The following is a 26144-nucleotide window of genomic DNA, read 5'->3' as shown; positions in this document are numbered from 1 at the left end:
GGGGCACACATGGCGGACAGGCTCCCATTGCTGAGCACGCAACTCGGCTTCGCGCTAATGGCGGAACGCACCGGTCAGCGAGTCGCGATAAACAAGCTCTTTCGTATGCCGCCCGCTGTCCTGTCAGCCGCCGATCTGAATCGGGTCCTGCACTCGATCATGCTCCGGAATCCTACGCTGTCCTGTCGCATTGGGTTTTCCCGTGGCGAGACGTATCAGGAGCGGTATTTGGCCACGTATGACTTCGCCGAAGTGCAGGCGGAGGATGAAGAGGCCGTCGTGAGGCTTTCTATGACGGTGGTCGATGAATTCGAAGCCTCTCTGGACGGTGCCGCGATGGCGGCACGTCTCGTACGCTCCCACGACGCCGACTATCTGCTGCTGGTCTTCGACCACGCACTGGTCGACGGCCAGTCGCAGCTCATGATGATCCAGCAGTTGGCTGCCCCGGGGCCTCCCGATGACGGGCAATGGGAGCGCTTCGAGGCCGCTGTCCGGGACAGGGCCGAGTCCGAGAGTGCCGCGGCAGGCGGACGCGGAATCGACTTCTGGGCGGACCGCCTGAAGAACTTCCACGGAGAGCTCCCCCAGGGGGCGGCGCACATGCTCTCTGAAGTCATCGTCGGCCTCCCGGGCGTCGCCAGCCCGAGTGCCATCCGTGGCTCCCACTTCCCGTACGTCCTCTTCTCACTCCACCGCGCTCTGCGCGACGTCACGGGGGCCGAGGCAACCGTCGTCGCTTACCCGTGGGGACGGCGGAACGAGGCGTTCTCCGACGTCACCGGGTGTTTCCTGAACACTGTCATCTCGCTCGACCTGACCGGACCACGCAGCCCGCTCGAGGCGATGGACGACTTCCTCGACGACTGGTTTCTGGAGATCGACCACGCGGATGTGCCGTTCGTCTCGCTCGCAGGGCTCGGATCCGCCTTCTCCGGCTCGGTCGCGGCGGGGATGCTCGTCTACGAGGTCGCGACTGAGGACAGCGTGAACGTCGCAGGGATCGAGGCTGTCGAGGTCTCGCCGCGGTTCGGCCACAACCAGCCGATGTCGGCGTTCACCGCTGCTGCGACGGTCCGTGGGCACGAGATCGGGCTCGAACTCACGGTGGACGAGGGGACCGGCTTCGGGGTCCAGGACCTCGGTACCCGCTGGCGCCATCGGCTCAGCGAAGTGTTCTCGTGCTTTCCCGCACGGCAATCCTGACAGCCTGATCCATGGAGGGTGGAGACATTGACCCGATCAGCTTTTCCGAGTGTGCTCTGGCAGCCGTGGGGGCCGATCACCGAGCCGGCCCCCCACGCTGCGTATTTCGGTAACGTTGTCGCCCTTCTGGGCTGATACGGAGGTAAGGAAATGACTGTGGGCCGGGCTGAGGTCACGCGGGGTCCGACATCGCTCGCCGAGATGGCCCGGCTGTCGGGGGAGTTTGCGGACAGGCACAATCTTGTCTATTGCGTGCTGTGGCTCACCGGGGAGCTGGACCTCGCCGCCGTTCGTGAGGCGTGGCGGGGCGTCTGTCTGAGTCATGACGTGCTGCGCCGGGCCTACGTCTCGCCGGACGAAGCATGCACGTACGAAGACGTGTTGGGGGAGGTGGAGTTCTACACCGCCGATACGGACACGGAGGCGCTCAAGACGGTACGCCGGATCACGATCCCCTTCGACCTCGCCGGCGTGGGGTTGTCGCGCATCGCGATCGTGCAGCGCGACGACCGCAGGCACCTCCTCGCGATCGTGCTGGACCACATCATCGTCGATGAGAAGACGTGGAAGCGTCTCATGGCGGATTTCGGCGAGTTCTATGAGCGCGCCACTCAAGGCGCGAGCGTCCCCGACAAGGCCGAGAAGAACGCGTATCACGACTTTACGTTGCTTGAGCGCCGCGAGCTCTCCACTGCATGGGGTGAGGAGCGTAGGGCGTTCTGGCGCTCCCAGACCGAGCAGTTCGGAACGTTTCCTCCCGCCTTTCCGATCGCCTGTGAAGCGAAAGGCGAATCCAGGCTCACGGCGGTGCATCACGCGTTGCCGGCGGACGCGAAGGCGAGAGTACTCGACATCGCAAAACGTGCCCGGGCGACATCGTTCGTAACGGTGGCCTCCGCTGTGCTGGCAGGTTTGCAAGAGGTGAGCGACGCCCCGACCGTGGGGGCCACCACCCCTTTCCACGGGCGCGTTCTGCCGGGTACAGCCGATATCGCTGGCCTGTTCGTCCAGATGGTCCCCCTGCAGCTGACTGCGCGGTCGCGACGTCCGCTGGAAACGGTTCGCGAACTCTTTTCTCATACCCTCGACGTGTTCGAGTACATCCTCCCGCTTCGGTCCGCCGGAAGGCTCTGGAATGAGGAACTGGCGTCCGCGGACCGGCAAGCCGGGGTGAACGTGGTCCTTGACAAGCGGACGGTGACCTTCGGGGAGTCGGAGTCACTTCTAGTCGGAACGACGGCCGAAATCGTGCCGCTTTATGTGCCGGGTGAGGTGACTTGGCCGCGAACCGTTCAATTCAGGTGGGAACTGGATGGAGAGGACCCGCAGATCGTTGTTTATTACAACGAGAACTATTTTCCGGACGACGTCGTCGAATCGCTGATCAAGGCAGCTGAGAGCTTCGTGCTTTCGGCGGACAGCTGACCTCGATCCTTCAGCGGGGATCGCTGCTCCCTGTGCAGATTGGTTCATCCCTGTTTATCCCGGCGGGTGCCGTGCGGGGGAGAGCTGTTTCCGGCAGGTGGTAGAGCCGAAAGCGCATCGTCTCGGGTTCGGCGTCGGAGAGTTCGTCCTGGCCCCGTGCAGGGTCAGCGACCCGTCAGGGGCACAGGGTGCGCGCGGACACAGCCACCGATCAGGTGATGGTCCGCTGCAAGCTCCGCCCCGCTCCAGCACGCGATGGTGGCACTGGTGTACCTGCGCGAGGCCGACGACTTCGTCCTGCTGGACGGCACCGACGCCGAGTGTGACGGCCGGGCCGGGCTCACGACCTGACCGCCGCCCGCACCCACCGGCTCCAGGGTGAGGACGACTCTGGCGATCGACGTCATGCGGTTCGGAATGCATCGGGATCGACGGAAAATCCGCCAGGACTTCAGGCGGGCGACGCCTCGTTCGACCGGTGCCCGTGCCGCGGCCAGGCCCCGGCGTTTGATGCCCGGGGTCACCCAAGGACCGCCGCCTGGTGGCGCTCGTGCAGCAACGGGCGTATCTCTGTGACGAGTTCAGCGATGACGTCGGGCTTTAGTTCAGCACTCGAAGGAGACCCTGACTGGTGCCAGTACGTATGCGTCCGGTCGGTGCCATAGCCTTAACCTTCAGTTCATGGTGGCTGACAGCTAAAGCGTCGTTCGAGACCGCTCCACCATTTCCCCTCCGACCACCTTTCGAAGGTGCCTGCTCGGCATCGTTCGCATTACCTGGGGGACCTCGTGTTCACACCTGGCACGCCACAGCCTGACAGTGGTGAATCTTCCGACTCGGCTTGGCTCCAGGCATTTCGTGAGGTTCTTGCGTCCGCCGATATCGACGAGGACACCAACTTCTTCCAGGCGGGCGGCCATTCGCTGCTGATCCCGAAGCTGTTGTCGCGCTATGAATTGCTTTCGGGTTGGCGGCCGCCGGCGAGTCTCGTGTTCAAGTTCTCGTCCCCACGCGAGCTCGAGGCGGAGTCTGCCGTGCTCCGTTAGCGGACCGCGGAGCAGGGCGGCCGGTAGCGCTATTCCGGTGCATCGGCGGTCAGGGCTGTGGATACGCTGACCTTCCTTGGGCTTCTGATGATCGCCTGTCTCCTTCGCCCCAACGGTTGGGCCGTGTTTCGGAGTTACTCAGAGCACATATCGGTGAGTTCGGAGAATCTCATCTCCTGTCGTTGGGATGCCGAAGGGAACCTGAGGACGACTCAGCGGTGAACTCGGGGCGGACGACCTGCCCTTCGAGACCGGTTTCGGCAACGGTCAACTCCTCACTCGTGAAGAACTCGAAACCATCAACACCACTTACGCGGAGGCAACGGTGCGGCAGGCCTCGCAGCCTGGCGATGTCATGTTCGTCGCGATGGGCAACCCCATCCACCTTGAGGACCACCAACCGACTGTGGCCGCTTCTGCGGAGATCGAGGACGTCGCGTGAGCCTCACGGAAAAGCTCCTGGCACCGTCGGCCCGTACTGCGCTGGTCGACCCGATGGTCCGCTTTCGGTATGCGGTTGACTCGGCCCCGAACCGGACGGCTGTGCACGGTAGCGATCGCACTTTGACCTTCGCCGAACTTGATTACCGCACCAGGCAGGTAGCCGGCCGGTTGGCCGATCACGGCATCGGGCGGGGCGCTCGCGTGGGCGTGAGCCTGCACCGTGGTGCGGATCTGGTCGTCGCGCTACTGGCCGTGTGGCGGGTTGGTGCCGCCTACGTACCGTTGGACCCGGCCTACCCGCAAGACCGGCTTACGTACATGGTGGAGAGTGCCGACGTACGGACGGTGCTGGCGGAGGCTGACAGCGGGACCGCATGGCCCACCGGGGTAGCGACAATCTCGCTTGCGGACGCAGTATCCACGCAGGCGACGGATCCTGACGTGGTGGCAGCGGAGTCCCCCCTCACGGATCCCGCCTATGTGATCTTCACTTCCGGTTCGACTGGGATGCCGAAGGGAGTGGAGGCCACCAGGGGCGGTGTGGCCTCGCTGATTGCGGATCTTGAGGATGCGGGGTACTACGGCGAGCAGCCACGCGTGGTGGCCTGGAACGCGAGCTTCTCCTTTGACGCGTCCGTCCAGCAGTGGGCGCGGATCTGCCGTGGCGACAGCATCGTCGTGATCAGCGACAGCGAGCGCACGGATCCGGATGCACTCCGCGCGCGGCTGGACGAGCACGCTGTCGACGACCTGGACTTGACGCCCTCCCACTGGACGTTGTTACGCGAGACTCTCCTGGCTCCCACAGCCGACGGTCGGACGCTGCGGCTCTTCATGGGCGGCGAACCGGTTCCGGCAGACGTATGGAAGGAGCTGGGACAGGCACGCCAAGACGGGATGATCGAGGCGATCAACCTGTACGGCCCCACCGAGTGCACAGTGGATTCCACGGCGACTTGGATCACTGGCGAGGGCCCGCACATCGGCCGTCCGCTGCCTGGGTTCGCCGCCTACGTGCTCGATGACGCCCTCCGTGCCGCCGCCGTCGGCGAGCCAGGTGAGCTCTACCTGGCTGGAGCCGCTGTTGCCAACGGCTACGTGAATCGGCCCGCGTTGACAGCTCAGAGGTTCGTCGCCGACCCGTTCGCCGTCGGCGGCCGGATGTATCGCACGGGCGACCGGGTACGGCTGCGCCCCGACGGCACCATCGACTACCTGGGGCGGTCCGATCGGCAGATCAAGATCCGTGGCTGCAGGGTGGAGTTGGACGAGATCGAGACGGCACTCGCGGAACATCCTGACGTCGGGGAAGCCGTCGTCATCCTGCACGCCACCGCGACGGTCGGCGACCAGCTGGTCGGGTACTACGTTTCATCGGGCGAGAGAGCCCCAGGCGCAAGAGAGTTGCAGGAGCACCTGGCCGGCCTGCTGCCGCCGTACATGATTCCCTCGGCGTTCGTCATGTTGACAGCCATGCCGCTGAGCGTGAACGGCAAGGTGGACCACAGGGCGTTGCCTGTCGAGGCCCTGTGGTCCAGCGCTGAAGTGGAGGAGCCGCAGGGCGAGGAGCCGCAGGGCGAGATCGAGATGTTGATCGCCGGAGTGTGATCCGAGGTGCTCGAGCGTCCGCACATCAGGCCCACCGACAACTTCTTTTCAGCGGGCAGCCATTCGCTTGTCGCGCCGCGGGTCATCGGGCGCCTGTAGGGGCAGCTCGGTGTCCGGGCGCGCCCGCCTGACGGCCTCCGCCGCTGGTACACATACGGACGCAAACGCGGTTCCAGCCCCCAGTCCCCTGCCTCGGGGGGGGCGGCTCCTGGCGGGGTACGTCCGAGGCCGTCAGCCCGTTGCAGCACAGGCGGCCCGGCGCGGCCCCGAAGCCGCCCGTCCGGTGCGACTGCTGGAGATGTCCGACCCGTCCGCGTGCAGGACATCGTCAAGCGGATGCCGTCTCAACCCACAATGTCGCCGAGCGTCGCCCCATCTGCCGGAACGAGGAGCTGCGCCCGACCCTCGGCATCGTACGAACCGAGCAGCAGGAACTCGCTCCGGAAACCCGCGATCCGTTTGGGCTTGAGGTTGACCACGCCGACGACCAGTCGGTGCTTGAGGGCCTCCCGGTCGTAGTGGGTGACCTGAGCGCTCGTGTGCAGGACGCCCGCGGGACCGAAATCGACAGCCACCTTGTACGCCGGCTTCCTGGCCTCGGGGAAGTCCTCGACCTCGACAACCCGCCCCACCCGCAGCTCACAGGCGAAGAACTGTTCGGCGTCGATCTTCTCCGACTCGGTGGCCGTCATCGCACTCCTCGTCCTTGTCTCATGTTGGTCCAGGGGACTGCCTGTTGGGATCGATCAGGCATGTCCGTACGTTACTTACGGTCGTCGAGGATGAGTAATCCGATACCGGGGCGAGACGCTCGTCCGCCACCACCACGCTCACTACCGCGGACGTCACCGGCTCGACCAGGATCAGCGTGGCCGCCGTGCCAGCCGCCACAAGGATCAAGCCCCGGCCGAGGAGATGGTACGCCAGCGCCATCCGCACCAAAGAGAGATATCCCCACGGCGGATGAGGCGTCCGGCGCTGTAGGAGTGAATGGCGTACGCCGCAGTACCAGTGCTGCCCCACAGCAGCGCGGCCGGCGGGATGGGCAGAACACCCGCGATGAAGCGCCCGCCCCGGTGGCGTGGTGGGCCGGTATCGGTTCAGAGGCGACGACGGGGGGTGCGCCCGAGGGCGTCCTTCCGGTAGATCTCCAGGGTCGAGGGGCCCTGGAAGAGGTACTGGGGCTGAGGTTCGGCCATGACCGTGTCGATGCCGAACGTCCCGCAGTACTCCTGCGCGAAGTGGCATCCGGTCACGGCGAAGACCACCAGGCGGGTGTCGTGCTCCGCGGCGGTCTCCACCAGCTCCTCCAGGGTGTGGCTGGCCAACGTCTCGCCACACACCAGCGCCACGTCGCTCTCCGCGACCAGCCGTGCGCTCTCGTCACCCGAGTACACCGGGACGCCGAGGATGCCGTTCTCGATGAGGTGGGGGTCGAAGTCGCTGGCAGTGAGGTCGACGTCCTCGCGCTGGAGGTGATGGATCAGATTTCCCATGACCCCGATCTGGGCGACCTTGCGGCCTGGTGAGCGGTTCAGCAGCCGCATCGTCTCACCGACCACGGTCCGCGCCCTGGCCAGCGCCTTCTCCTCCGGCGGCCCGTCAATGGTGAGGACCTCGGCCGGGGTGCGGGGCAGCGCGCCGAACGCGGCGTCCAGGATGGCGATGTCCTCTTCTCGGGTGCTGCCGCGCACCAGGCGAGCGTCCTTCCCTATGAGCCCGTCACTGGCCTCGCCGATCCTCACAGTGCCGAAGTCGGCGTAGCAGCAGCCCTGCCGGACGGTCTGCGCCAGTACGAAGCTGTAGACCATGAACCGTTCGTAGTCGGTGGGTTGAGACCGGTAGTCCACGCTCCACAGGCTGCGCAGCCGGAAGTCGTCGTCGGGTAGATCGCGGCTGCGCTCGGCGAGGACGGCGCGCAAGGTCCCCAGCATGTCGTCCATGTCTGTGGTGACTCTTTCGGTCGGCGGGTTACGGGAGTGCGGGCTCGGCGGAGTTGCGGGTGGTGCCCCAGCGTTTGGCGGTCGCGTCATGGATGAACCAGATGTCGTCCTCGGACAGACGGCGTGAGACGACGCCGGGGAAGGCTTCCTCGAAGTAGATGTACGGCGGCCGGTTGTCGACGTCCGGGGAGTGGTAGTCGAGCTGGTCCTGCACGCCGTGGTCTCGCGTGATCCGGGTGGCCGGGTGGTAGGTGAGGATATTGGGACTGGCCAGCATGACGAGGCCGTCGTCGACGAGCTGCCCCACCTCCTCGACGGTCTCCTCGATCGTCCGGCGGTTCTCGCCCTCCAGACCGAACAGCACGGAGGTACCGACGGGTATGCCGGCCTCCCGTATCCGCTCCAGGGCAGTGCGGACCTTCTTCTTCCACGGCAGGTCGATGGTGCGGCGGAGGTTCTTGTGGACGTGCTCCATGACCTCGCTCGACATGCTCTCGATGCCCAGGTAGAGGTAAGTGCAGCCCGCCTCGCGCAGGGTGGACAGCAGCGCGCGCACCTCGCTCTCGCCGTGCAGCGTGGTGAGCAGATCGGCGGTCACCTGGCAGCCGAACCGCAGGTCACGCAGACGCTGCCAGTCGTCGTCCCCGGTGATCCACCGGCGGCAGCGCTCGGGCAGCTGCTCAGGCGACGGCGCGGTACGGGCCGCGCGCAGCACCTCGCAGAACTCGTGGATGGCCCGGAACGTGCCGGCCCAGAAGATGGAGTCGTCGAAGAAGACCGCCGCGGCGCCGTAGCTGACGTACTCGCACACCCGCTCAAGGGCGGCCTCGGCTGGTGAGGCACCGAAGCGCTTGAGTCCGCCGACCACGAGGGCCGACTCGGAGCAGAAGTCGCAGTGGTAGGGGCAGGCGTTGGTCACGGTCATGTGAGCCGTGCGGGCGGGGCTGCCGTCGGGCAGCGGGAAGACGGGGAACCGGGCGCGGACGGCGAAACCCTGGTACGGGGACGGCAGTTGGGCCAGATCGTACTTCCCACCTCTGACAGGGAAGGCGTGCAGAGCGTCCTCGTCCCGCGCGCACAGCAGCGAGCTGCCCGGCAGGCGCAGCCCCGCGGCACCGAGCAGGGACAGCATCTCGACAACGTCGCGGACGCGAGCCCGGGTACGGTCGAGGTCCATCGCCAGGGCGACCGCCTTCATCAACAGGTCGAGCGCGAAGTAACCCTCGCCCCCGACGCAGAAGTCCACGACCGGCTCGGCACGGCCCTCCTCGATAGCGCGCAGCGTGCTGCTGTACTCCAGGCTGACGGACCGGTCCGCAGGGGCATAGCGCATGGTCTCGTCCATGTGCCGTCCCCCGAACACCACGAGACAGTCGGGCGCCTCCTCCTTGACCAGACGGGCCATCTCCAAGGCGTAGCGGTGTCCCGGAGAGACCGTGCTGACAAGGAAGACCTTCGGGCGTAACCGCCGAGTGACCGCCCGCAGGTCGTTGCGGGCCTGCTCGTCCCACACCCGGGGGTCGAAGACGGCACTGTCGGGGGTGCTCTCCATGTCCCGCTCGGCGCGTAGCCCGTGCCGCGCGGACAGCCGCCGCTCCTTACTCGGGGGACAGTGCCAGTCAGGACACAGGTCCGTGAACGGCAGGTCCTCGCTGCCGTCCGCCGCGATCCGGGCCGACTTCAGCGCGCTGTCGACGGCGACGCTGAGCGCCGCGTACAGGCACATCGGGTCGCCGGGGTACGTGATCTCTCCCTCGGGCGACGTCATCACCGGCGCGAGCGCGGCGAGCACCGGGAAGGCACGAGTGCTCCACGGCACCTGGCCCAGGTGTTCGCACCGAGCCCGTTCGAGCAGAGCGTCGCGTCGGGACCGGCGTAACGCGGCGAGCGCGTCGGCTGAGGCCTCATCCACGTGCATGGGGCGCTGGAAGACGTCATGGACGACGGTCTTGAGTGCTGCTGTGGGCAAGGCGGTACCTCTCGTTGCTGTTGGTTACGAGGAACGGCATGGGCGGGGGACGGAACAAGAGCGGCGCCGATCGGTATCGCTGGTGGTTGTGGAGCCGGGGAGGCGTGGGTAACCGTGGCGTTCGTCTCCGCACGGCAGCCGATCGCCAGTTGAGTGGTGGGTCGGCCGTGGGTGTCCTCAGTGTGCGAGGTCGGAGAACGGCAACCAGATACCGTTCACAGCACGGCCATACGATGCGAGTTCCTCCCCATGCTGTGTCAACATCGGTTACCCACATTCAGGTAGCCCCGGCTGAGCATCGGAGGGGGCTTCGGCACGGCCATCCTGAATAGTTGGCGGATACACTGTCAACATCCAATGGGCCGTGGATTTTCAGGGCTCGCGCCACCGCCGATCCAATTGGATCGGATGGTCATTGTTGACAGGGTTTGACGACGGGTAGGTTCTGGTCGCCCGTCAGAAAGCGGCCTCGATGGCGAACCTGGTCTTCAAGCGGGACTCGACCGACCAGCAGTCGACCGCCCGGCAGGACCTCGTCCTCGCCCAGTGCCACCGAGAGCGCCATCTGCAGCAGGATCTTGCGGACCGTCTGCACCAGCAGCACGGCCCCGGCCTGGGTGACCACTGAACGGCCACCGCCCCGACGCGAACAGGCGGGTACGACCCGCTGCTCTTCTTCGCCTGGAAATGCATCCGGCGATGGCAGGAACAAGAACCTCGACGATCCTCATTCTTGCTGGTCAGAGGCACTTTTCGCTGTTCTGGCAACCTGCCGGACAGCCCGCTTCATGGCAGCGCGAGGCCAGTTGTTCCCCTGGTCCGCCGGAGAGTCGTGGGTCCGTCTCGCCCGGAGCGAACCGGCCGGTGAACTCCCGTCCGGGCTCCGGTGCGACCCGTTGCCGGGAGTTCAGCACTCGGAGGAGACCCTGACTGGTGCCAGTACGTATACGTCCGGTCGGTGCCATAGCCTCAACCTTCAGTTCGTGGTGACTGACGCTAAAGCGTCGTTCCAGACTGCTCCACCATCCCCTCCGACCACCTTTCGAAATGCCTGCTCGGCATCGTTCGCATTACCTGGGGGACCTCGTGTTCACACCTGGCACGCCACAGCCTGACAGTGGTGAATCTTCCGACTCGGCCTGGCTACAGGCATTTCGTGAGGTTCTTGCGTCCGCCGATATCGACGAGGACACCAACTTCTTCCAGGCGGGCGGCCATTCGCTGCTGATCCCGAAGCTGTTGTCGCGTTACGAGTTGCTTTCGGGTTGGCGGCCGCCGGCGAGTCTCGTGTTCAAGTTCTCGTCCCCACGCGAGCTCGAGGCGGAGTCCGCCGTGCTCCACGAGCGGACCGCGGAGCAGGGCAGCCGGTAGCGCGATTCCGGTGCCGACGGTCAGGGCTGTGCCAGGGCGCGGGCCCGGGCGACTGTCGGGTCGGGAGGAGCGTTTCACTCGAACCACTGGAAGAGGGCAGTAGCCATAGTCGACTTCGAGATCAGGCCGAACCGGAAGCCGGCGCCCGAGGCGGAGCGCCGCGCCGCTCTCGACGCTGCTGCGTTCGGCCAGGTGTTCACCGATCACATGATCACTCTGCGCTGGGATGAGGAGCACGGGTGGCACGACGGACGGGTCGAGGCCTTCCAGCCCATCTCCCTGCCGCCGTCGGCGTCGGTCTTCCACTACGGGCAGGAGATCTTCGAGGGGATGAAGGCGTACCGTCAGGAAGGTGGGTCCATCGCCCTCTTCCGGCCGGAGCGCAACGCCGCCCGGTTCAACGCCTCCGCCCGTCGGCTCGCGATGCCGGAGATCCCGGTGGAGACGTACGTCCACGCCGTTGAACTGCTCGTCCGGCAGGATCGCCAATGGGTGCCGGACGGTGAGGGCAACAGCCTGTATCTGCGGCCGATGATGATCGCGACCCAGCCGACGCTGGGATTCACCCTTCCGTCGAACAGCTATCTGTTCTGTGTGATCGCCAGCCCGGCACCCGGGTACTTTCGCGGGCGCACCGGGCCGTCGGCGCTGTCCGTCTGGCTGTCCGAGGAATACAGCCGCGCCGCGCCCGGTGGGACCGGATTCGCGAAGGCCGGCGGCAATTACGCCGCGGCTTTCCTGGCCCAGCGGAACGCCGTGGACAACGGTTGCGACCAGGTCGTCTGGCTGGACGCGGTCGAGCGCACGTGGGTCGAGGAGATGGGCGGGATGAACCTTTGCTTCGTCCAAGGCTCCGGTGACTCTCAGACGCTCATGACACCTGCGTTGACCGGAACGCTGCTGCCGGGGGTGACGCGGAGCTCGCTGCTCCAGCTCGCCGGAAGGCTCGGCCTCGACTGCGAGGAGGGACGTATCTCGGTGGATCAGTGGCGCAAGCAGTGCGAAACGGGCCAGATCACCGAGGTCTTCGCCTGCGGGACCGCGGCGGTCATCGCACCGGTCGGACAGGTGCGCGGTGCCGACGGCGGATGGACGATCGGCGATGGCCGCCCCGGCCCGGTCACCATGCGGCTTCGCGAGGAGTTGCTCGGTATCCAATACGGCCGCATCCCAGATGAGTTCGGTTGGACGCACCCCGTGTGCTGACCATGTTTGGCCGTATCGGACTGACAGAGAAAGATCTCCCGACTTGAATGAGTTTGATAACCCCAACGGCACGTTTGTGGTCCTGGTCAACGATGAGGAACAGTACTCACTGTGGCCGTCGAAGCTGGAGCGCCCATCCGGCTGGCGGGTGGCGCGGGAGGCCGGCTCTCGCGAAGAGTGCCATGCGTTCATCGAATCGACGTGGTCCGACATCCGGCCGGCGAGTGCCCAGGGCGCCGCGCCTGAGCACGACCCGGTGGCGCTTATCCACAACCTGGTTGCCGAGCAGGCCAGGCGTACGCCCCGCGACGTGGCGGTCAGCCACGCAGGCACCGCACTGACCTACGAGGAACTGGACACGCAGGCTGAGTTGCTGGCCGGCCGACTGCGATCGGCGGGCGTCGGTGGCGGATCCGTCGTCGCCGTCGTCCTCGGCCGGTCGCTACCGCTCATCACCACGCTGCTGGCCGTCCTCAAGGCCGGTGGGGCGTACCTGTATCTCGACCCGACCGAGCCGGCCGACCAGCGACGCCGGATCGTGGCGGACTCCGCCGTCCGGTTCGCGGTCGTCAGCCGCGAGACGGCGGACGCGGTCCCGGAGATCGGCCAGATCCTGTGCGTCGACGACGAGACCGCCGACCGGTACTCGCCGGAGCCGGTCGACGAGACGCCGATCACGGCGGACACTCCTATGTACGTCTGCTACACCTCCGGGTCCACCGGCGAGCCCAAGGGCGTCGTGGTGCCGCACCGCGCGGTCTTCCGGCTGATCGACAATCCCGGGTGGATCGACGTCCAGCCCGAGGACGTCTTCCTGCAGCTCACTCGCGTTGGGTTCGACGTCTCCACCTTCGAGATCTGGACCCCGCTGGTGCGCGGCAACCGCCTCGCGCTGGCCGGCACCGGCCACGCCGACTTCGGCGAGCTCATCGCCACGGTACAGAACGAGGGCATCACCGTCCTGTGGCTCACCACGGGGCTCTTCCACAAGATCGTCGACCACCATCGTGACGGCCTCGGTGGGGTCCGTCACCTCCTGGCCGGCGGAGACGTCCTGTCGCCGACGCACGTCAGGCAGCTCCTGGAAACACACCCGCACCTGGTCTTCACCAACGGGTACGGCCCGACCGAGAACACGACGTTCACGACCTGCTGGACGTCGCGCACGCCGCCCAGCGGTTCCCGGGTGCCGATCGGGCGGGCCGTCGACGGCACTACGACCATGGTCCTCGACGACGCGCTCCGGCCGGTGAAGCCGGGCGAGGTCGGCGAGCTCTGGGTCGGCGGGCCCGGAGTGGCCACCGGCTACCTGCGCAGGCCGGTGGCCACTGCGGAGAAATTCGTCGCCGACATCGATCCCTCCAGGCCCGGCGCCCGGATGTACCGTACCGGCGATCTCGTGATCGCCGACGACGCCGGCGACCTCGACTTCCTGGGCCGTGCCGACCGGCAGCTCAAGATCCGCGGCTACCGTGTCGAGCCGAGCACGGTGGAAGTGGAGCTGATGGCCCATCCGAAGGTGCAGCGGGCCGTGGTGCTCGCCCACACCGACGGCGCGGGCGACGCCCGGCTCATCGCCACCGTCGCCGTCGGCGAGCTCCTGGCGGACGAAGCGACGACGCTGGGCAGCGAGCTGCGCGACCACCTGCACAAGACACTGCCCGCGCACCTCGTCCCGTGGGGGATCTTCCCGGTCGCGGACATCCCGCTGAATCCGAATGGCAAGGTCGATCGCTCGGCCCTGCCCGCGGCCCGGATGCCGCGCAACGTCTGGAATGACTTCGTCGGGCCCTCCACCGATCTCCAGCGGCAGCTGGCGGAGATCTGGAGCGAAGCCCTGGAGATCGAGCCGATCGGCATCACCGACGACTTCTTCGAGCTGGGCGGGCATTCGCTGCTCGCAGCCGAGCTGCTGGCCGCGCTGGAGAATCGGTTCAAGGTGGCCATGTCCGCGCGTACTTTGTTCCTGAATCCCACGATCGAGGCTTTGGCCGAAGAGGTCTCGCGGCGGCTGGACAGCGCCGCGGCCGAGGCCGGACAAGGGTGATGAAGATGACCGATGTCGATGAGATGCCCGCCCGCCTGGTGGGCAAGTGCCCGGTGAGCCACACGGCGGCGTACGGCGTCGCCGACCCCATGCTGTTCAGCGACGGCGACTACCGCGCCACCTGGGCCCACTTGCGCGGGCTGGATCGGCTCACCTGGCAGCAGGTGGACGATCGGCGCGGCTTCTGGTCCGTGGTCAAGTACGAGGACGCCGACCGGGTCCTGCGCGACCACGAGACGTTCACGTCCGAGCGCGGAACGATGCTCGACACCCTGGGCACCCAGGACCCCGCGGGCGGCCGTCAGATTCCGGTGACCGACCCTCCGCGGCACACCGGGATGCGCGCGCGGTTGCAGAAGGCGCTCACGCCCAAGTCGCTGGAGGCGCAGCACGCGGCGATCCAGGGTCTGGTGCGCGAGCTGTTCGCGCCGCTGGGCGACGGCGGCACCTTCGACTTCGCTGAGGCCATGCTCATGCTCCCCGTGGCGGTGGCCGGGGTCGCGATGGACCTGCCCCGGGAGGACTGGCCGCGGCTGTGCCACCTGCTCAACGCCTCGATCGCGGGCCACGATCCCGACTATCTGGACGCCGACACCGGCGATGCCGTGGCGACGGTGGACGGCGCGCACCGAGAGCTGTTCGCGTACTTCCAGGAGATCTACCGCGAGCGGAAGCGCAAGCTCGGCGACGACCTCATCAGTGTTCTGATGACCACCCAGGTGGACGGCCGGCCGATGGCGCCCGGCGAGGTCATGTCCAACTGCTACAGCGTGCTGCTCGGGGCGTCGGTGACGACTCCGCACTCGCCCAACTACGTCATGGCCGAGCACATCGGGGACGGGCTGCTCGACGAGTGGGCCGCCGACATCAGCGTCACCGGGTCGGCGGTCGAGGAGGCCTTGCGCCTCGCTGCGCCCGTGAACTACTTCATGCGCCATGCCACCAGGGATGTCGAGGTGCGGGGCACCACAGTCAAGGAGGGCGACCCGCTCGTCGTCTGGTTCGGATCGGCGAACCGAGACGGGGATGTGTTCCCCGATCCCGACGAGTTCCAACTGCGTCGCAAGCCGAACCGGCACCTCTCGTTCGGCATGGGCCCGCACTACTGCGTCGGCCACACACTCGCCCGCGCCACCCTGAAGATCCTCTTCGAAGAGCTGCTGACCTCGTATCACCGGTTCGAGTCCGCCGGCACTCCGGTACGGATGCGCTCGACGTTCGTGTCCGGTTACAAGCACCTGCCGATCACGGCACGCCCCATCTGACGAACACCGAGAGGTAAGAAGCTCCATGTCCGACGGACATCGCTGGTTCAAGCGTTTTCGAAGCCCGGCAGCCGGGGCGACCACGCTGCTGTGCCTGCACCACGCGGGCGGCAACGCGGCGATGTTCCGCGAGTGGCCGCGGCTGCTGCCGCCGTCGATCGACCCGATCGCGGTGCAGCTGCCCGGCCGTGCCGACCGGATCGCCGAACCGCCGTTCCGCGCCATGGAGGACTTGGTCGACGGCCTCGTCGATGCCGTCGAGCCGCTGCTGGACCGGCCGGTCGCCTTGTTCGGAGCGAGCATGGGCGCGCGGGTCGGGTGGTCGCTCGCACATGCCCTGCGCGAGAGGGGGCTGCCGATGCTGCGCGCGCTGTACGTCTCGGCGAGCTCCGCGCCGAGCCTTGATCGCGAGGTGCGCGGCTGGAACGGTCCGGACGAGGGCTTGGTGCAGTACATGAGGACGCTGGGAGGCACCCCGGCCCAGTTCCTCGACGACCCTGAGCTGTTGGACGAAATCGTGGCCACCTTGCGCGCTGACCTGACCGTGCTCAGTACGCACACGTATCAACCCGACGTGCTGCTCGACATCCCGATCACAGCCTTCGCCGGCGCTGCCGACGAAGAATCCTCACCGCAGCAGCAGGAGCCGTGGGGCAAGGAGACCACCGGTCCGTTCGTCATGAACGTCATCGACGGCGGGCACTTCCTCGACGCGAATGCGACGCGGCTCGTGATCGACGCTATCTCGGAGGACCTGCGATGAGCGATGTCACCGCAAGGCTGGCACCGAACAAGTGGTTTCCGCGCGCACCGCTGGCCGAGGCGTCGGCGCGCCTGTTCTGCATCCCCTACTCCGGCTGCGGGGCGATGATGTACCGGCAGTGGCCGGATTCCTATCGGGGAATCGACTTCTGCCGCCTGCAACCGCCGGGCCGGGAGAACCGGTTCAACGAGCCGATCTTCGCCACCTACCAGGACATGGCGGCGGCGCTGGCGGACGCCGTCGAGCCCTACCTCGACGTCCCCTACGGCTTTTTCGGCCACTGTGGTTCCGCGCTCGCGGCGTATGAGGTATCCGCGGAGATCGAGCGGCGCGGATGGCCGACGCCGAGCTCCCTGTTCATCTCGTCGCAGGTCGCACCGCAGGATGGACCGACCGGGCGATGGCTCGTGATGAACCGGTCCGAGCTGAACGACGAGCTGGACAAGATGACCATCGCGATGGGCGGCACACCGATCCCCGACCTCAGCGACGTCTATCTGGACATCCTCGAAGAGGACATCGCCGCCAACAAGCGGTACGTCATGCCGGACCCGCAGCGGCTGGCGACGCCGATCACTACGATCGGATGGAGCGAGGACATCGAGGTCGACCATCGGCACATGGGCGGATGGACGGCCTGCGGGGACACGCACTTCGTGCTCCTCAACGGCCCGCACCAGCGCTTCCTCAGTGCGCCGCCGGACCTCTTCGAGACCTTCGCCGCGGGCCTGCCGACCCTTGCATGAAACGCGCGTGAGCATCGAGGGCTTGCAGGGCTGGGTGAAGCAGGCGAAGGCCGACCTGGGCGAGGGGCCGGCGGGTGCGTTGATCACCCGTCGAGCGTGAAGAACTCCGGCGGCTGCGCAGGCGGGACCGTGAACAGCAGCAGACCATCGAGATCCTGAAAAGAGGTCTCGCCTTCTTCGCGAAGGAAATGAAGTGGGCGAGGTCTGCCGCTTCATCGACGTGGAGAAAGGCCACCGAACACAACCCGGGCGGTTTCAGTATCGCTGCCCTGTGTCGCGTCCTGGACGTCGCCCGGCGAGGACGAACTCGCCGAGGCGATACGGAAGATCCACGTCGAGCACCGGGGTGCCTACGGCGCGCCCCGCGTGCCCGCCACGCTGCGGCGGAAGGGCCGGCGGCTCATCCGGAAGAAGGTCGAGCGGATCATTAGCGAGCGCGACATCCGCGGGATCACCCGCCGCAAGCGCGCCGCAACCTCACCAAGGCCGACCGCAAGGCCGCCCCGTCCCCGGACCTGATCGGACGCAACTTCACCGCCGACGAGCCGGGCCAAAAGCTGGTCGGTGACACCACGTACCTGCCGGCCCTCGCGGGCTGGTGGTATCTCGCGACGGTCATCGAGCCGGCGACCCGCGAGGTGACCGGATACGCGATGGCGGACCATCACCGCACCGAACTCGTCGTCGACGCCCCGCAGATGGCCGGTGGCCGCGGCAACTTGAAGCGGGCTGCATCATGCACACCGACCGCGGATCGGAATACACAAGTGGTGAATTCCACAGGCACATAAGGAAGTTGAAGTTGAGGCAGAGCATGGGATGAACCGGATCATGTTACGATAACGCCGCGACCGAAAGTTCTTTCGGGCTAATCAAAGCGGAGATCGGCACCACCGTCTGGGAATCCCATGAGGCGGCCCGTTCCGAAAACACCCCGAGCGCGGGTACGTCACCCAACTCGAAACACGAACTCTGCTGCAACCAGATCTCGCCCCCCGCAGCGTAGCCACCCGCTGTCCAGACTCAGGGCGGAGCTTCACCTTGCGCGCCCCACTTGAGGAGTTCCATGCCCACCCAGACCGTCATGCTCGTCAAGCAAATCCCTGAATACCTCGGCTCCGAGCTGGCTAAGCGAATTTACTACGTCACGCCAGGGATCGAGGGTTTTCAGCTTATTTCTGAAGGCGGGCGGGTCGTGGGTGTAGAGGTCACCACATCGACCGCTGTGAATGGGGATGAACTCAGCCGAAAATTGGACGTGATAATTACCAAGGACGTGCTGCCCCAAGAGCAGTTGGAGACCGAAATAATTTGGAAGTCTCCACACGCCGCACAGGGAGACGATGGGGTCTTCGCGAAGCTGGCAGACGCCGATATAGTCGCAGAGATGGGGGAAGGGCTCTACGCCGTTGGCGGCCTATTCGGCAAGGTGATGTTCGGGCTTGACCGTAGGCTTCACGAACTGGCCGTCCAAGAATTCGACGCCGACTCGTTCCACTACCCCACCCTCATATCTACGGAAACCCTGCGGCGCGCTGGGTACATGAGTGCCTTTCCTCAGTTCCTGATGACGGCCAGTCGATTCCACTCGGACGTCGACACCTACGACTCATTCACATCGGGAATCGCGGCGTCCGAAGATATCGGCAAGCATATCGAAGAGCACAGCGAACATATCGGCTACTGCCTTCCTCCTGCCGTTTGCTATCACGTCTACGAGCACTTGTCTGGCAGCAGCCTGGACAAAAAGTCCATCGCAGTGACCACTCGAGGGAAAACCTTCCGCTTCGAGGCCCGCTATCGGCGCTCTCTGGAACGGCTCTGGGAATTTACTATGCGGGAGGTCGTCTTCTTCGGTGACCGGAATTCGGTCGTCGAACAGCGCCGTCGTATGGTTTCCGCTGTCTGCGATCTGGTCGACGAACTGGGACTGGCCGGTCGAGTTGAAGTCGCCAACGACCCATTCTTCCTCAACGAGCAGGTCGCCGACTATGTGCAGGTCCAGCGAGTCATGGAACTCAAGTACGAGCTGTGCCTACCCGTCGAGGCCGGCCGCAGCGTAGCCGCCGGATCGTTCAACGTTCACGGCGACAAGTTCGGCTCCGTCTTTGGGATTTCCGACGCGAACGGCGGTACCGCGTACACCGCATGTGTCGGATTCGGGCTCGAGCGTTTCGCGTACGCGGTGTTCTGCCAGCACGGCGCGGACCCCGGCGCGTGGCCCGATGCTCTGAAGGCGCTGGTCAGCTCACACGGTAACGGGGCAGCAGGAGAGCCGGATGTGGAGAAGGGTCGCCCGCGCCGGTGATTTGCCGTCTGGCCCGTCTTCGGCCAGGTGCGCCCCGGACGACGCCCAAGTCGGCGGCTCGCCCTCCGCACGACCGTCGTCGGGATGAGTGAGCTTCTTCGAGCTGGTCACCGATCAGGTGACGGTTCCGGAGCGCAACGAGCGAGGCCCCCGAGCTGTTGATCGAGATGTCTGACATCTCAACCACACTGCTCGGGGGCCTCGTTGGTCATCCCGCCTGCCGCAATCGACCTGCCTCCCGCTCGCCGGACGTGCGCCGGGTCTGCTGAAGGGTCCTGCGCGAGACCGATGCGGACATGGTCCTGCCGGACGGCACCCCGCCCGGTGCGACCGGGTCGGAGACGGACGAGCCGACTACTCCCACACACACCGCCGGCACGGGGTGAACGTGTAGGTGGTCACCGATCCGAACAGCCCGGCCGCTGTGGCTGTGGCTGTGGCTGTGCCCCGCCCTGCCGAGCCGGGCTCACGACCTGACCCCGGCCCGTACCCACCAGAGCATCCGCATCCGCGAGCGCCAGGGCGTCCCCGCCCTCGCCGGCTTCGCCTGCCAGGGCGGCGGCCTCTGGGTGGCCACAGGCATCAAACGCGGGCCCCCGCAGGAGCCCACCCTCTCCGCCGGAGCAGCAACGCGAAGAAGCTCAATGACGCAGGCGAGATAGAGCCATACGGGCCGACCTGCATGTATGTGATGTCGCCGCACCATTTCTCGTCCAGAGCGCGGGCGGTGAAGTCCCTGAGGACGAGGTCCGCCCCGGCGGGGCGAGACGGTCCGCGATGGTGGTCCGCTTCTTCTTGCGCAGATACCGGCCGACGATGTCGTTCTTGCCCATCAGCCGCGGGACACGCTTGCCGTTGAAGGTGTGGCCGAAGCCCTGCAGATCGGCGTGGACGCTCAACGCGCCGTAGTTCCCACGGTGTTCGGCATGGGTCTCGGCGACCAGGGCGTCCTCCCTGGCCTGCCGCTCGGCGCGCGTCAGCGCCAGCGACCCACCGCCGAAGGACTCGGTATTCTCGGAAATGAAGTGAAGTCCCAGCGGCGGGCCTTCACTTCATCTCGTACGCGAAACATTGCGCCGCCCGGCGCAGGATCTCGCGTTCCAGCTGCCATTCCTTCTCGGCCTTCACGAGCCGGGCGTTCTCCGCCCGCAACCGGGCGACCTCGCTCTGCACGCCTTCTTCGTCCTGGCCGCCGCTCCCGGCCGGGCGGCTATCGGCGACGCGCACCCAGCTACGGAGCGCTTCGGGGTTGCCGTTCAGATCAGCCGCAACGACCCTGAACGCCGGCCTGCCGTTCAATCTCAGCAGACGGATTCGCCTAGCAGAGCCTCAATAGAATTGTCGTCGCAGGTCTCCCAGAAGCCACCCACAGTGTCTTCAAGCTGGTTCATCGAGTCCGCTTCGAACAAAACTTTCTGGTAGGTCGATATATCGTACTCGACGTCGGCCAGGCTCTTCAGCTCCAGCGGGAGGATGTCAGCGTCACGGAAATGGTTCAGCTCTCCGTACGAGGAAACGATCGTCGCACCGTACGCCTTTGGCTTTCCCTGCTCCCGGATCAGGCCGCACTCGAGCGTGAACCAGAACACCTTGGCAATGAACTGCAACGCCGCCTCACTTTCGGCTCGCGCGGCAGCCTCACCAGCCAGGCGGTACAAACGGGCGAACCGCTTGTTCGCCAGAGCGTTCCCGTGCCCGATAACATCGTGCAGCATGTCCGGATCTGCGGTGTAGAACGGTGTGCTCGGATGCCTCAAATACTGTGTGGAGTGGAAGGCCGAATCTGCCAGGCCGCTGCAGAACTGCCGGAAGGGCACGAGCGCAGGCGCTGACCTGAAACGAAAGCCGGAAAGCGACTCAATACGCCCGCTGACATCCCGGAGCTGCGGAACCTGTTCCTGGGGGATTGCGAGGGATTCCGCCGCGTCAAGGTACTCGATCGTGGCGTCCGAGCGGTGGCGTGCGGCAAGCTTTCCGCTCACCAGCCGCCAGACCTCGTGTTCCTGTTCCGTGTACTCGATCGTTGGGATCGGATCGTCCGGACCACAGCGATCCGCCAAGGCCGCTATTTCGGCACGTCGCGCCTCGTAGTACGGGTCGGAAGCCTCTGTTGATTGTTCCTGCACGTGCTTCTCAGCTCCTTGCCCAGGTGTCATTCGAGTTCAAATATAAATCCGTTTGTCAACCCGTCCAGGCGGTGAGTCTTCAGAAGTCGCCAGCCCGTCTCGGGAAAGACATCTTCCCAATCCTCCATGGTCGGCAGATAAACGCCCATGAGGTCGTGCCCGACTTCGTAACCCAGGTTGAACATCGGGAATCGGTGGTCGGGCAGATCGGTCAGTCGAGCTGTGTCCGCCAGCAGGAGTCGGCGCGCGTTCGGAAACACCTCGCGAAGTTTCCGGAAAGAGGTGATGCACTTCTCTCGGGGCCAGAAGTCGTGCGCCATCATGAAGCTGGTGATGAGGTCGACGTCGGCGAGTTCGGGACGTGGTTCGAGCGCGCGGGCGTCCGCGACACCGAACGAAATGCGGTCTCCGAGCCCAGCCTCCGCTGTGGCGGCCTTGGCGGCCTCCAGCGCACGGGGGGCGATGTCGAGCCCGAGTCCCTGGACTCCGGGATGACGCCGGGCGATCTGCCGAAGTCGTTCACCGCTGCCGCATCCGAGGTCGGCAACCTTGGTGAAGGGGAGATCCAGACCATCCATCACCTCCCAAAAGACAGGGTCAAAGACCTCAGCATTGATTTCCCGGCAGGCGAAACTGATCGCCGGCGCGTCCCGGGTGTAGAACTCGCCGACTCGGTTGGCGTTCTTCATCACCGTGGGCATGGCCGTGAACAAGGACGCACTGCCGCGGGTGAGCCAATGGAAGAAGGACTTAGTCCGGAACACGTCGTCGAACAACGGGCCGGGGAGGATGGTGTCGCCTTCACGCTCGACGACGCCGACGCTGGCCAGCGCGGTGAACATGCCCCTTGTCGACTGGACGTGCAGGTCGTGCTCCTCGGCGAAGGCGGCCGCCTCGAGCTTGCCCTTCCCGCTCAGTTCATCAAGAGCGCCGATCTCCCATCCGGCAGCGATCGCCCAAGACGCGACTGCCGAGTTGAAGAGATCAGCCGCTGACTGCGAGGCGGCCAGGTGCGGTTGATCGGCTACCTGGCCTGTTTCCCATTCAGGAGGATTCATTGTACGGCCTTCCCGTCACGCGGATAGAGGGAGCCTTCGAAATTGCGGCTCCCCCAGGTTCTTTTATGCCACTGCCTGAGTCCAGCTTTATCCAGGCCGGGCGGCGGGCTTCAGGGGCGGGGAGTGTTCGGAATCTGGTTCTTTTCCAGAAACCTAACGTGGCGTTCGTTCGCTTCGTCCCACGCCGGGGAGACAGTGAGCAGTAGCTCCATGTTTCCGAAATAGTAAATACGTGTCCCCGGTGGGACGGCGACTAGATCCGTGGCGTTCACTTCTACGGCTTCGTCGTTGAGATAGAAGGTGCCATGGCCGCTGATGACGTAAATCGTATAGGAGCTCTTAACGTTGTAGAACTCCTCAAAATGACCTTCCGCGACACGGATGTGGACGGTGGTCACAGACGGATCCGCTTGCCCGTATACGGTCAGGTCGACGCCGTGCTTGTTGAAGCGAGCCGCAGCCTCAGCCGTGTATTTGTATTGATTCACGGTTCTGCGCACCGGGCCCGGGGTCACAACCAGCCGTGGAGCTGAATCAGCTCCGCGCGCAGTTGCTCGACGGAAGGACGTTCGACATAGATCTCCTGGTCTCCGGCCTTCTCGATCTCCCGGTCTCCACCCTTCTCGATCCCCCTGACTCCGCCCTTCTCGCCGACCGGGGTCGTGCGATAGACATTCGTCGAACTCCGCACAGTGGGCCCTTGCAGGACGACCGTGGCCGTAGGCCCGTCGTGGGAACGCGCGATGCTGTGGAGGACTCGGTGGTCAAGGTGGTAGACCGTGCCGGCCTGCAGGTTGGATTCGAACACCTGGGCCAGCTGATCGGTCCCCATGGACTCCAGCGAGAAGAACTGGTCCGCCCGGACTGGGGTGTACTTGTAGTGGTGGTACTCGTCGCCGGGGGCAATCATGTACTCGCGGGCGTTGTACTCGCCGAGCAGCAGGGCGGTTGTGAAGTCCCAGCGATGCGAGTGGATGTCCTCCCTGGGCGGGCGATCCGCCTCCGACTGTGGATGCCATACGTGGAGGCGAAGCTTCCAGGCGTTCTCGCTGCCGACCGCCAAAACGAGCTTGAGAAAGCTGTTCGCGTGGTAATACGACCGCGCCGCGATCTCGGCGAGTTGATCGTCGTCCGACACTATGTGGTCTATCAGGGACCGCATCTCGTCGTGCCTGGCGAGACTGCGGACCACCGCCCCGGTCCGTTCGGAGAGCGTGCCGTCGCCAAGGTGGCCCGTCATTTCCAGGTGGTCGCGCACTTCAGGCAGTAGCGTCTTTGCGAAAAGTTGTGCCATGAATCGGATCCTTTGTGCGAGCGTTGGTTCCCCATAAACCGGGTATGTCTAGTAACTGCCGCTCCCTACCTGGCGGCCCTCCGCGGAAGAACGCGAAACGGAGCGCATTCGGAATGATCCGAGTGACGCGTCGGCCTCGCCCCGGCAGGGGCGCTATGTAGCCAGACGGCCATCTTGGTAGGCAATTCTGAGTTTCACTCACGGGCTGCTATGGCCAAGTGAGAAGAAGCTGCAAGACTGGATTTGCTCCGACGGGGGCCAGGTCGGATTGAACGTCTCCATACGTGGCATCCAATCTCTATTGCGGCTCGGTCATCTCCTGACAGGTGGTGCAAATTCCTGAGCCGGGGCAGCAGCTCATTGACTATACGGAACCGGATACTAGCGATCCGCTGGCGGCACGCGTACTGACATCAGCCAGGGCCGCCTAACCAGCCCTTGCATGATTGGCGGTGGCACGGCAGGTGCGCTCATCCGGCCCCGGGTCCCGGCCGGCGGGGACGTCGCCGCACGTACTGTTGTGGGGCGTCTTGGTTCTGGGGACGTATCGGATGGTCGCGTCGTTCTTCGTGGGGATCTGTGCTCGGACGTCTTCGGTTCGGCAGCCGGCCCGTGTGCGACGACGGGATGAAGATGAACGACGGTCTGCCAGCTCAGGGGCCGGACGTTGCTCGTTATTGAGCTTCTTCGAGCTGGTCACCGATCAGGTGACGGTTCCGGAGCGCAACGAGCGAGGCCCCCGAGCTGTTGATCGAGATGCCTGACATCTCAACCACGCTGCCCGGGGACCTCGTTGGTCATCCACCCGCTCGCCGAACATACGCCGGGTCTGCTGAAGGGTCCTGCGCGAGACCGATGCGGACTTCGTCCTGCCGGACGGCACCCTCGCCCAGTGCGACCGGGCGGGAGACGGACGAGCCGACCACTCCCGCAGACACCGCCGGCAGGGGGTGAACGTGCAGGTGGCCACCGATCCGAACAGCTCGGTTGCTGTGAAAGAACCGTCGGACGAACTACGCTCCGTCATAACATGTTTGACGCGCGAAGCCGCAGGAGTGCTCGACATGCCGTCCGATGTCGTGCAGTACAGCATTCTGGGCGTGCTCCAGTCGCCGTCAACTGCTTACTCTGACGCCGCAACTGCCAGCACTTCGTGATGTTCCTGCGCGCTGACCTTCCCCTCATAGCGTGGAGTCCTGGACCAGAGGGGTAGTTGAGGGCCGATTGCGGGCGCGACCGACACGAGCGGCATGCCGGCCGCAATCACGCTGTCCGCACCTAGCGTTGAAGAGTCCGACACACGGATCGCCGACGATTCGCGATTGGTATACGGAACAGGTCTGACTTCCTCCCTACGAATGGGCGACACCGTGGAACCCACATCCCTCATCAAGCTCGCAACCTGGAACATAGGAGGCGGGATTCTCGGCGCATCCCATCAGCGCGGCGGAATCCCCTCGCCGGACTACTATGCGTCGGTGCTGCGGCAGCATGCGCCCGATGTGGTCTGCCTCCAGGAGGCTCACGACTACCTCGGGCGTCGCGAGAGCCAGCCGCACTACCTGGCGCGCCGAGCGGGGTATCCGCACGTGGTGTCGTTCCCCACCAGCGCCTCGCACCTGGCAGGAGACGCCAACCTCACGCTGGCGGTCCTGTCCCGCTTCCCGCTCGGGAACGCGGTGTACAGACAATTCCCAAACCCCGGCCTGACTGGCACCGGCCCAGACGGAGAGGCGTGGTCGCTGGCAGACAAGGGATACATGATCACCAAGGTCGACCTGGGTGGCCGTCAGGTCGGGCTGATCAACGGCCACTGCTTTCCGCTGCGGTACTTCGGCGCACGTGCCACAGACCCGGGATTTGCTGGCGTATGGGACATGCTCACACGGGACATGCTGACCCTCAAGGAGTCCGGTCCGGCCGTGGTCGCCGTCGACCTGAACCATGACCCGATCGAGGACGTGCTGAATGAGGTCCTCAGGCGAGACAGGTACATCAACGCGTTCGCGAATACCGCCACGGCCGTCAAGGGTGCCAAGCGGGACTTTGTCCTCTACGAGCAGGGAATGCGCCTACTGTCGGCTACGGTGACGGCCACCGAATCCGATCACGCGTACCGTCAGGTGAGCCTTCTCGTCGAATGCTCTACCTCCCAAATCCATCGTTGACCTCGATCATTCAACGGGGTTGCTGACGGTCTGAGGTCGTGGCTTCACCCCGTTTGTTCCGCCAGTGGGCGCGTGGAGTCGTCGCGTGTCGCTGCGGCTGCGCCGGGTTCCACTGGCCCGGGACTGCGGGTCTTCCTCCTTCCTGGCTCGC

23 protein-coding genes and 4 pseudogenes are annotated in these 26144 nt (G+C 65.5%); 16 read left to right on the top strand and 11 right to left on the bottom strand.

What is annotated here, in order from left to right; all coding sequences use genetic code 11:
* The first annotated feature begins 9 nt into the window (after positions 1-9).
* Both OG331_RS22935 and OG331_RS22930 read left to right on the top strand, forming a co-directional pair.
* On the top strand, positions 10-1206 hold the full coding sequence (locus OG331_RS22935) for a hypothetical protein (protein WP_406199146.1): 1197 nt from the start codon (positions 10-12) through the stop codon (positions 1204-1206).
* A gap of 150 nt (positions 1207-1356) precedes the next feature.
* Entirely contained in the window at positions 1357-2631 is a 1275-nt protein-coding gene (locus OG331_RS22930) for a condensation domain-containing protein (protein WP_406199144.1), read from the top strand.
* Positions 2632-3002: 371 nt separating this feature from the next.
* Here the strand turns inward: OG331_RS22930 and OG331_RS22925 are convergent.
* A pseudogene (locus tag OG331_RS22925) lies at positions 3003-3191 on the bottom strand (IS5/IS1182 family transposase); the annotation flags it as partial.
* 189 nt (positions 3192-3380) lie between these two features.
* On the opposite strand from OG331_RS22925, the gene OG331_RS22920 reads away from it, so the two are divergent.
* Together OG331_RS22920 and OG331_RS22915 are read left to right on the top strand one after the other, a co-directional pair.
* Positions 3381-3677, top strand: coding sequence for an acyl carrier protein (locus OG331_RS22920; protein ID WP_406199142.1), 297 nt, complete (start codon positions 3381-3383; stop codon positions 3675-3677).
* Between the two features lie 438 nt (positions 3678-4115).
* Positions 4116-5729, top strand: a complete 1614-nt coding sequence (locus OG331_RS22915; protein ID WP_406199140.1) for an amino acid adenylation domain-containing protein — start codon at positions 4116-4118, stop codon at positions 5727-5729.
* A 344-nt stretch (positions 5730-6073) separates the two neighbouring features.
* Here the strand turns inward: OG331_RS22915 and OG331_RS22910 are convergent, their stop codons facing one another.
* The 4 genes and pseudogenes from OG331_RS22910 to OG331_RS22895 all read right to left on the bottom strand — a co-directional run.
* Entirely contained in the window at positions 6074-6421 is a 348-nt protein-coding gene (locus tag OG331_RS22910) for a tRNA-binding protein (protein WP_406199137.1), read from the bottom strand.
* A 408-nt stretch (positions 6422-6829) separates the two neighbouring features.
* Entirely contained in the window at positions 6830-7672 is an 843-nt protein-coding gene (locus tag OG331_RS22905; RefSeq protein ID WP_406199135.1) for a Rossmann-like domain-containing protein, read from the bottom strand.
* 28 nt (positions 7673-7700) lie between these two features.
* On the bottom strand, positions 7701-9641 hold the full coding sequence (locus tag OG331_RS22900; RefSeq protein ID WP_406199133.1) for a B12-binding domain-containing radical SAM protein: 1941 nt from the start codon (positions 9639-9641) through the stop codon (positions 7701-7703).
* A gap of 544 nt (positions 9642-10185) precedes the next feature.
* Positions 10186-10334: pseudogene (locus tag OG331_RS22895) on the bottom strand (IS1380 family transposase); the annotation flags it as partial.
* A gap of 393 nt (positions 10335-10727) precedes the next feature.
* On the opposite strand from OG331_RS22895, the gene OG331_RS22890 reads away from it, so the two are divergent.
* From OG331_RS22890 to OG331_RS22845, 10 genes and pseudogenes are all read left to right on the top strand, one after another.
* Positions 10728-11012 (top strand): acyl carrier protein, encoded by a 285-nt coding sequence (locus OG331_RS22890; protein WP_406199131.1) that lies wholly within the window; start codon positions 10728-10730, stop codon positions 11010-11012.
* A 105-nt stretch (positions 11013-11117) separates the two neighbouring features.
* Positions 11118-12218 carry a branched-chain amino acid aminotransferase gene (locus OG331_RS22885; RefSeq protein ID WP_406210218.1) on the top strand — a complete coding sequence of 367 codons (1101 nt, stop codon included), beginning with the start codon at positions 11118-11120 and terminating at the stop codon, positions 12216-12218.
* Positions 12219-12261: 43 nt separating this feature from the next.
* Entirely contained in the window at positions 12262-14265 is a 2004-nt protein-coding gene (locus tag OG331_RS22880) for an amino acid adenylation domain-containing protein (protein WP_406199129.1), read from the top strand.
* A gap of 5 nt (positions 14266-14270) precedes the next feature.
* A complete protein-coding gene (locus tag OG331_RS22875; protein WP_406199127.1) occupies positions 14271-15530 on the top strand; it encodes a cytochrome P450 in 1260 nt (419 codons plus the stop codon).
* Between the two features lie 25 nt (positions 15531-15555).
* On the top strand, positions 15556-16293 hold the full coding sequence (locus OG331_RS22870) for a thioesterase II family protein (protein WP_406199124.1): 738 nt from the start codon (positions 15556-15558) through the stop codon (positions 16291-16293).
* Positions 16290-17039 (top strand): thioesterase II family protein, encoded by a 750-nt coding sequence (locus OG331_RS22865; RefSeq protein WP_406199122.1) that lies wholly within the window; start codon positions 16290-16292, stop codon positions 17037-17039. Before OG331_RS22870 ends, OG331_RS22865 begins: the two co-directional genes overlap by 4 nt.
* 204 nt (positions 17040-17243) lie before the next feature.
* Positions 17244-17558, top strand: coding sequence for a transposase (locus OG331_RS22860; protein ID WP_406210216.1), 315 nt, complete (start codon positions 17244-17246; stop codon positions 17556-17558).
* Positions 17555-17830: a DDE-type integrase/transposase/recombinase gene (locus OG331_RS22855; RefSeq protein WP_406210213.1), complete on the top strand. Its 276-nt coding sequence runs from the start codon at positions 17555-17557 to the stop codon at positions 17828-17830. The genes OG331_RS22860 and OG331_RS22855 overlap by 4 nt, the downstream gene beginning before the upstream one ends.
* A 275-nt stretch (positions 17831-18105) precedes the next feature.
* Positions 18106-19347 (top strand): hypothetical protein, encoded by a 1242-nt coding sequence (locus OG331_RS22850; protein ID WP_406199120.1) that lies wholly within the window; start codon positions 18106-18108, stop codon positions 19345-19347.
* Positions 19348-19588: 241 nt separating this feature from the next.
* A pseudogene (locus tag OG331_RS22845) lies at positions 19589-19988 on the top strand (IS5/IS1182 family transposase); the annotation flags it as partial.
* Here OG331_RS22845 and OG331_RS22840 read toward each other — a convergent pair.
* From OG331_RS22840 to OG331_RS22815, 6 genes are all read right to left on the bottom strand, one after another.
* Positions 19989-20291 carry an IS3 family transposase gene (locus tag OG331_RS22840; protein WP_406210210.1) on the bottom strand — a complete coding sequence of 101 codons (303 nt, stop codon included), beginning with the start codon at positions 20289-20291 and terminating at the stop codon, positions 19989-19991.
* A gap of 103 nt (positions 20292-20394) precedes the next feature.
* Positions 20395-20574 carry a hypothetical protein gene (locus OG331_RS22835; RefSeq protein ID WP_406199118.1) on the bottom strand — a complete coding sequence of 60 codons (180 nt, stop codon included), beginning with the start codon at positions 20572-20574 and terminating at the stop codon, positions 20395-20397.
* Positions 20575-20648: 74 nt separating this feature from the next.
* Positions 20649-21473 carry a phenylalanine 4-monooxygenase gene (locus OG331_RS22830; protein ID WP_406199116.1) on the bottom strand — a complete coding sequence of 275 codons (825 nt, stop codon included), beginning with the start codon at positions 21471-21473 and terminating at the stop codon, positions 20649-20651.
* Positions 21474-21499: 26 nt separating this feature from the next.
* A complete protein-coding gene (locus OG331_RS22825; RefSeq protein ID WP_406199113.1) occupies positions 21500-22531 on the bottom strand; it encodes a class I SAM-dependent methyltransferase in 1032 nt (343 codons plus the stop codon).
* 110 nt (positions 22532-22641) lie between these two features.
* The gene (locus tag OG331_RS22820) at positions 22642-23031 is read right to left on the bottom strand and encodes a cupin domain-containing protein (RefSeq protein ID WP_406199110.1); all 390 of its coding nucleotides are present in this window, start codon (positions 23029-23031) and stop codon (positions 22642-22644) included.
* An 11-nt stretch (positions 23032-23042) separates the two neighbouring features.
* Positions 23043-23825: a hypothetical protein gene (locus OG331_RS22815; protein ID WP_406199108.1), complete on the bottom strand. Its 783-nt coding sequence runs from the start codon at positions 23823-23825 to the stop codon at positions 23043-23045.
* A gap of 787 nt (positions 23826-24612) precedes the next feature.
* Here OG331_RS22815 and OG331_RS22810 point away from each other — a divergent pair.
* Positions 24613-24832: pseudogene (locus OG331_RS22810) on the top strand (IS5/IS1182 family transposase); the annotation flags it as partial.
* 243 nt (positions 24833-25075) lie between these two features.
* Positions 25076-25993: an endonuclease/exonuclease/phosphatase family protein gene (locus OG331_RS22805; RefSeq protein WP_406199105.1), complete on the top strand. Its 918-nt coding sequence runs from the start codon at positions 25076-25078 to the stop codon at positions 25991-25993.
* Positions 25994-26144 lie beyond the last annotated feature (151 nt).

It is taken from the genome of Streptomyces sp. NBC_01017 (assembly GCF_045162795.1).
Taxonomy (GTDB): Bacteria; Actinomycetota; Actinomycetes; order Streptomycetales; family Streptomycetaceae; genus Streptomyces; species Streptomyces machairae.
This window is presented reverse-complemented; position numbering and strand designations above follow the sequence as displayed.

Excerpts from the sequence above, each read along its gene's own strand:
- OG331_RS22815 (WP_406199108.1), bottom strand. The coding sequence starts at position 23,825 with ATGGCACAACTTTTCGCAAAGACGCTACTGCCTGAAGTGCGCGACCAC.
- OG331_RS22825 (WP_406199113.1), bottom strand. The coding sequence starts at position 22,531 with ATGAATCCTCCTGAATGGGAAACAGGCCAGGTAGCCGATCAACCGCAC.
- OG331_RS22850 (WP_406199120.1), top strand. The coding sequence starts at position 18,106 with ATGCCCACCCAGACCGTCATGCTCGTCAAGCAAATCCCTGAATACCTC.
- OG331_RS22875 (WP_406199127.1), top strand. The coding sequence starts at position 14,271 with ATGACCGATGTCGATGAGATGCCCGCCCGCCTGGTGGGCAAGTGCCCG.
- OG331_RS22805 (WP_406199105.1), top strand. The coding sequence starts at position 25,076 with ATGCCGGCCGCAATCACGCTGTCCGCACCTAGCGTTGAAGAGTCCGAC.
- OG331_RS22870 (WP_406199124.1), top strand. The coding sequence starts at position 15,556 with ATGTCCGACGGACATCGCTGGTTCAAGCGTTTTCGAAGCCCGGCAGCC.
- OG331_RS22930 (WP_406199144.1), top strand. The coding sequence starts at position 1,357 with ATGACTGTGGGCCGGGCTGAGGTCACGCGGGGTCCGACATCGCTCGCC.
- OG331_RS22905 (WP_406199135.1), bottom strand. The coding sequence starts at position 7,672 with ATGGACGACATGCTGGGGACCTTGCGCGCCGTCCTCGCCGAGCGCAGC.
- OG331_RS22865 (WP_406199122.1), top strand. The coding sequence starts at position 16,290 with ATGAGCGATGTCACCGCAAGGCTGGCACCGAACAAGTGGTTTCCGCGC.
- OG331_RS22910 (WP_406199137.1), bottom strand. The coding sequence starts at position 6,421 with ATGACGGCCACCGAGTCGGAGAAGATCGACGCCGAACAGTTCTTCGCC.
- OG331_RS22935 (WP_406199146.1), top strand. The coding sequence starts at position 10 with ATGGCGGACAGGCTCCCATTGCTGAGCACGCAACTCGGCTTCGCGCTA.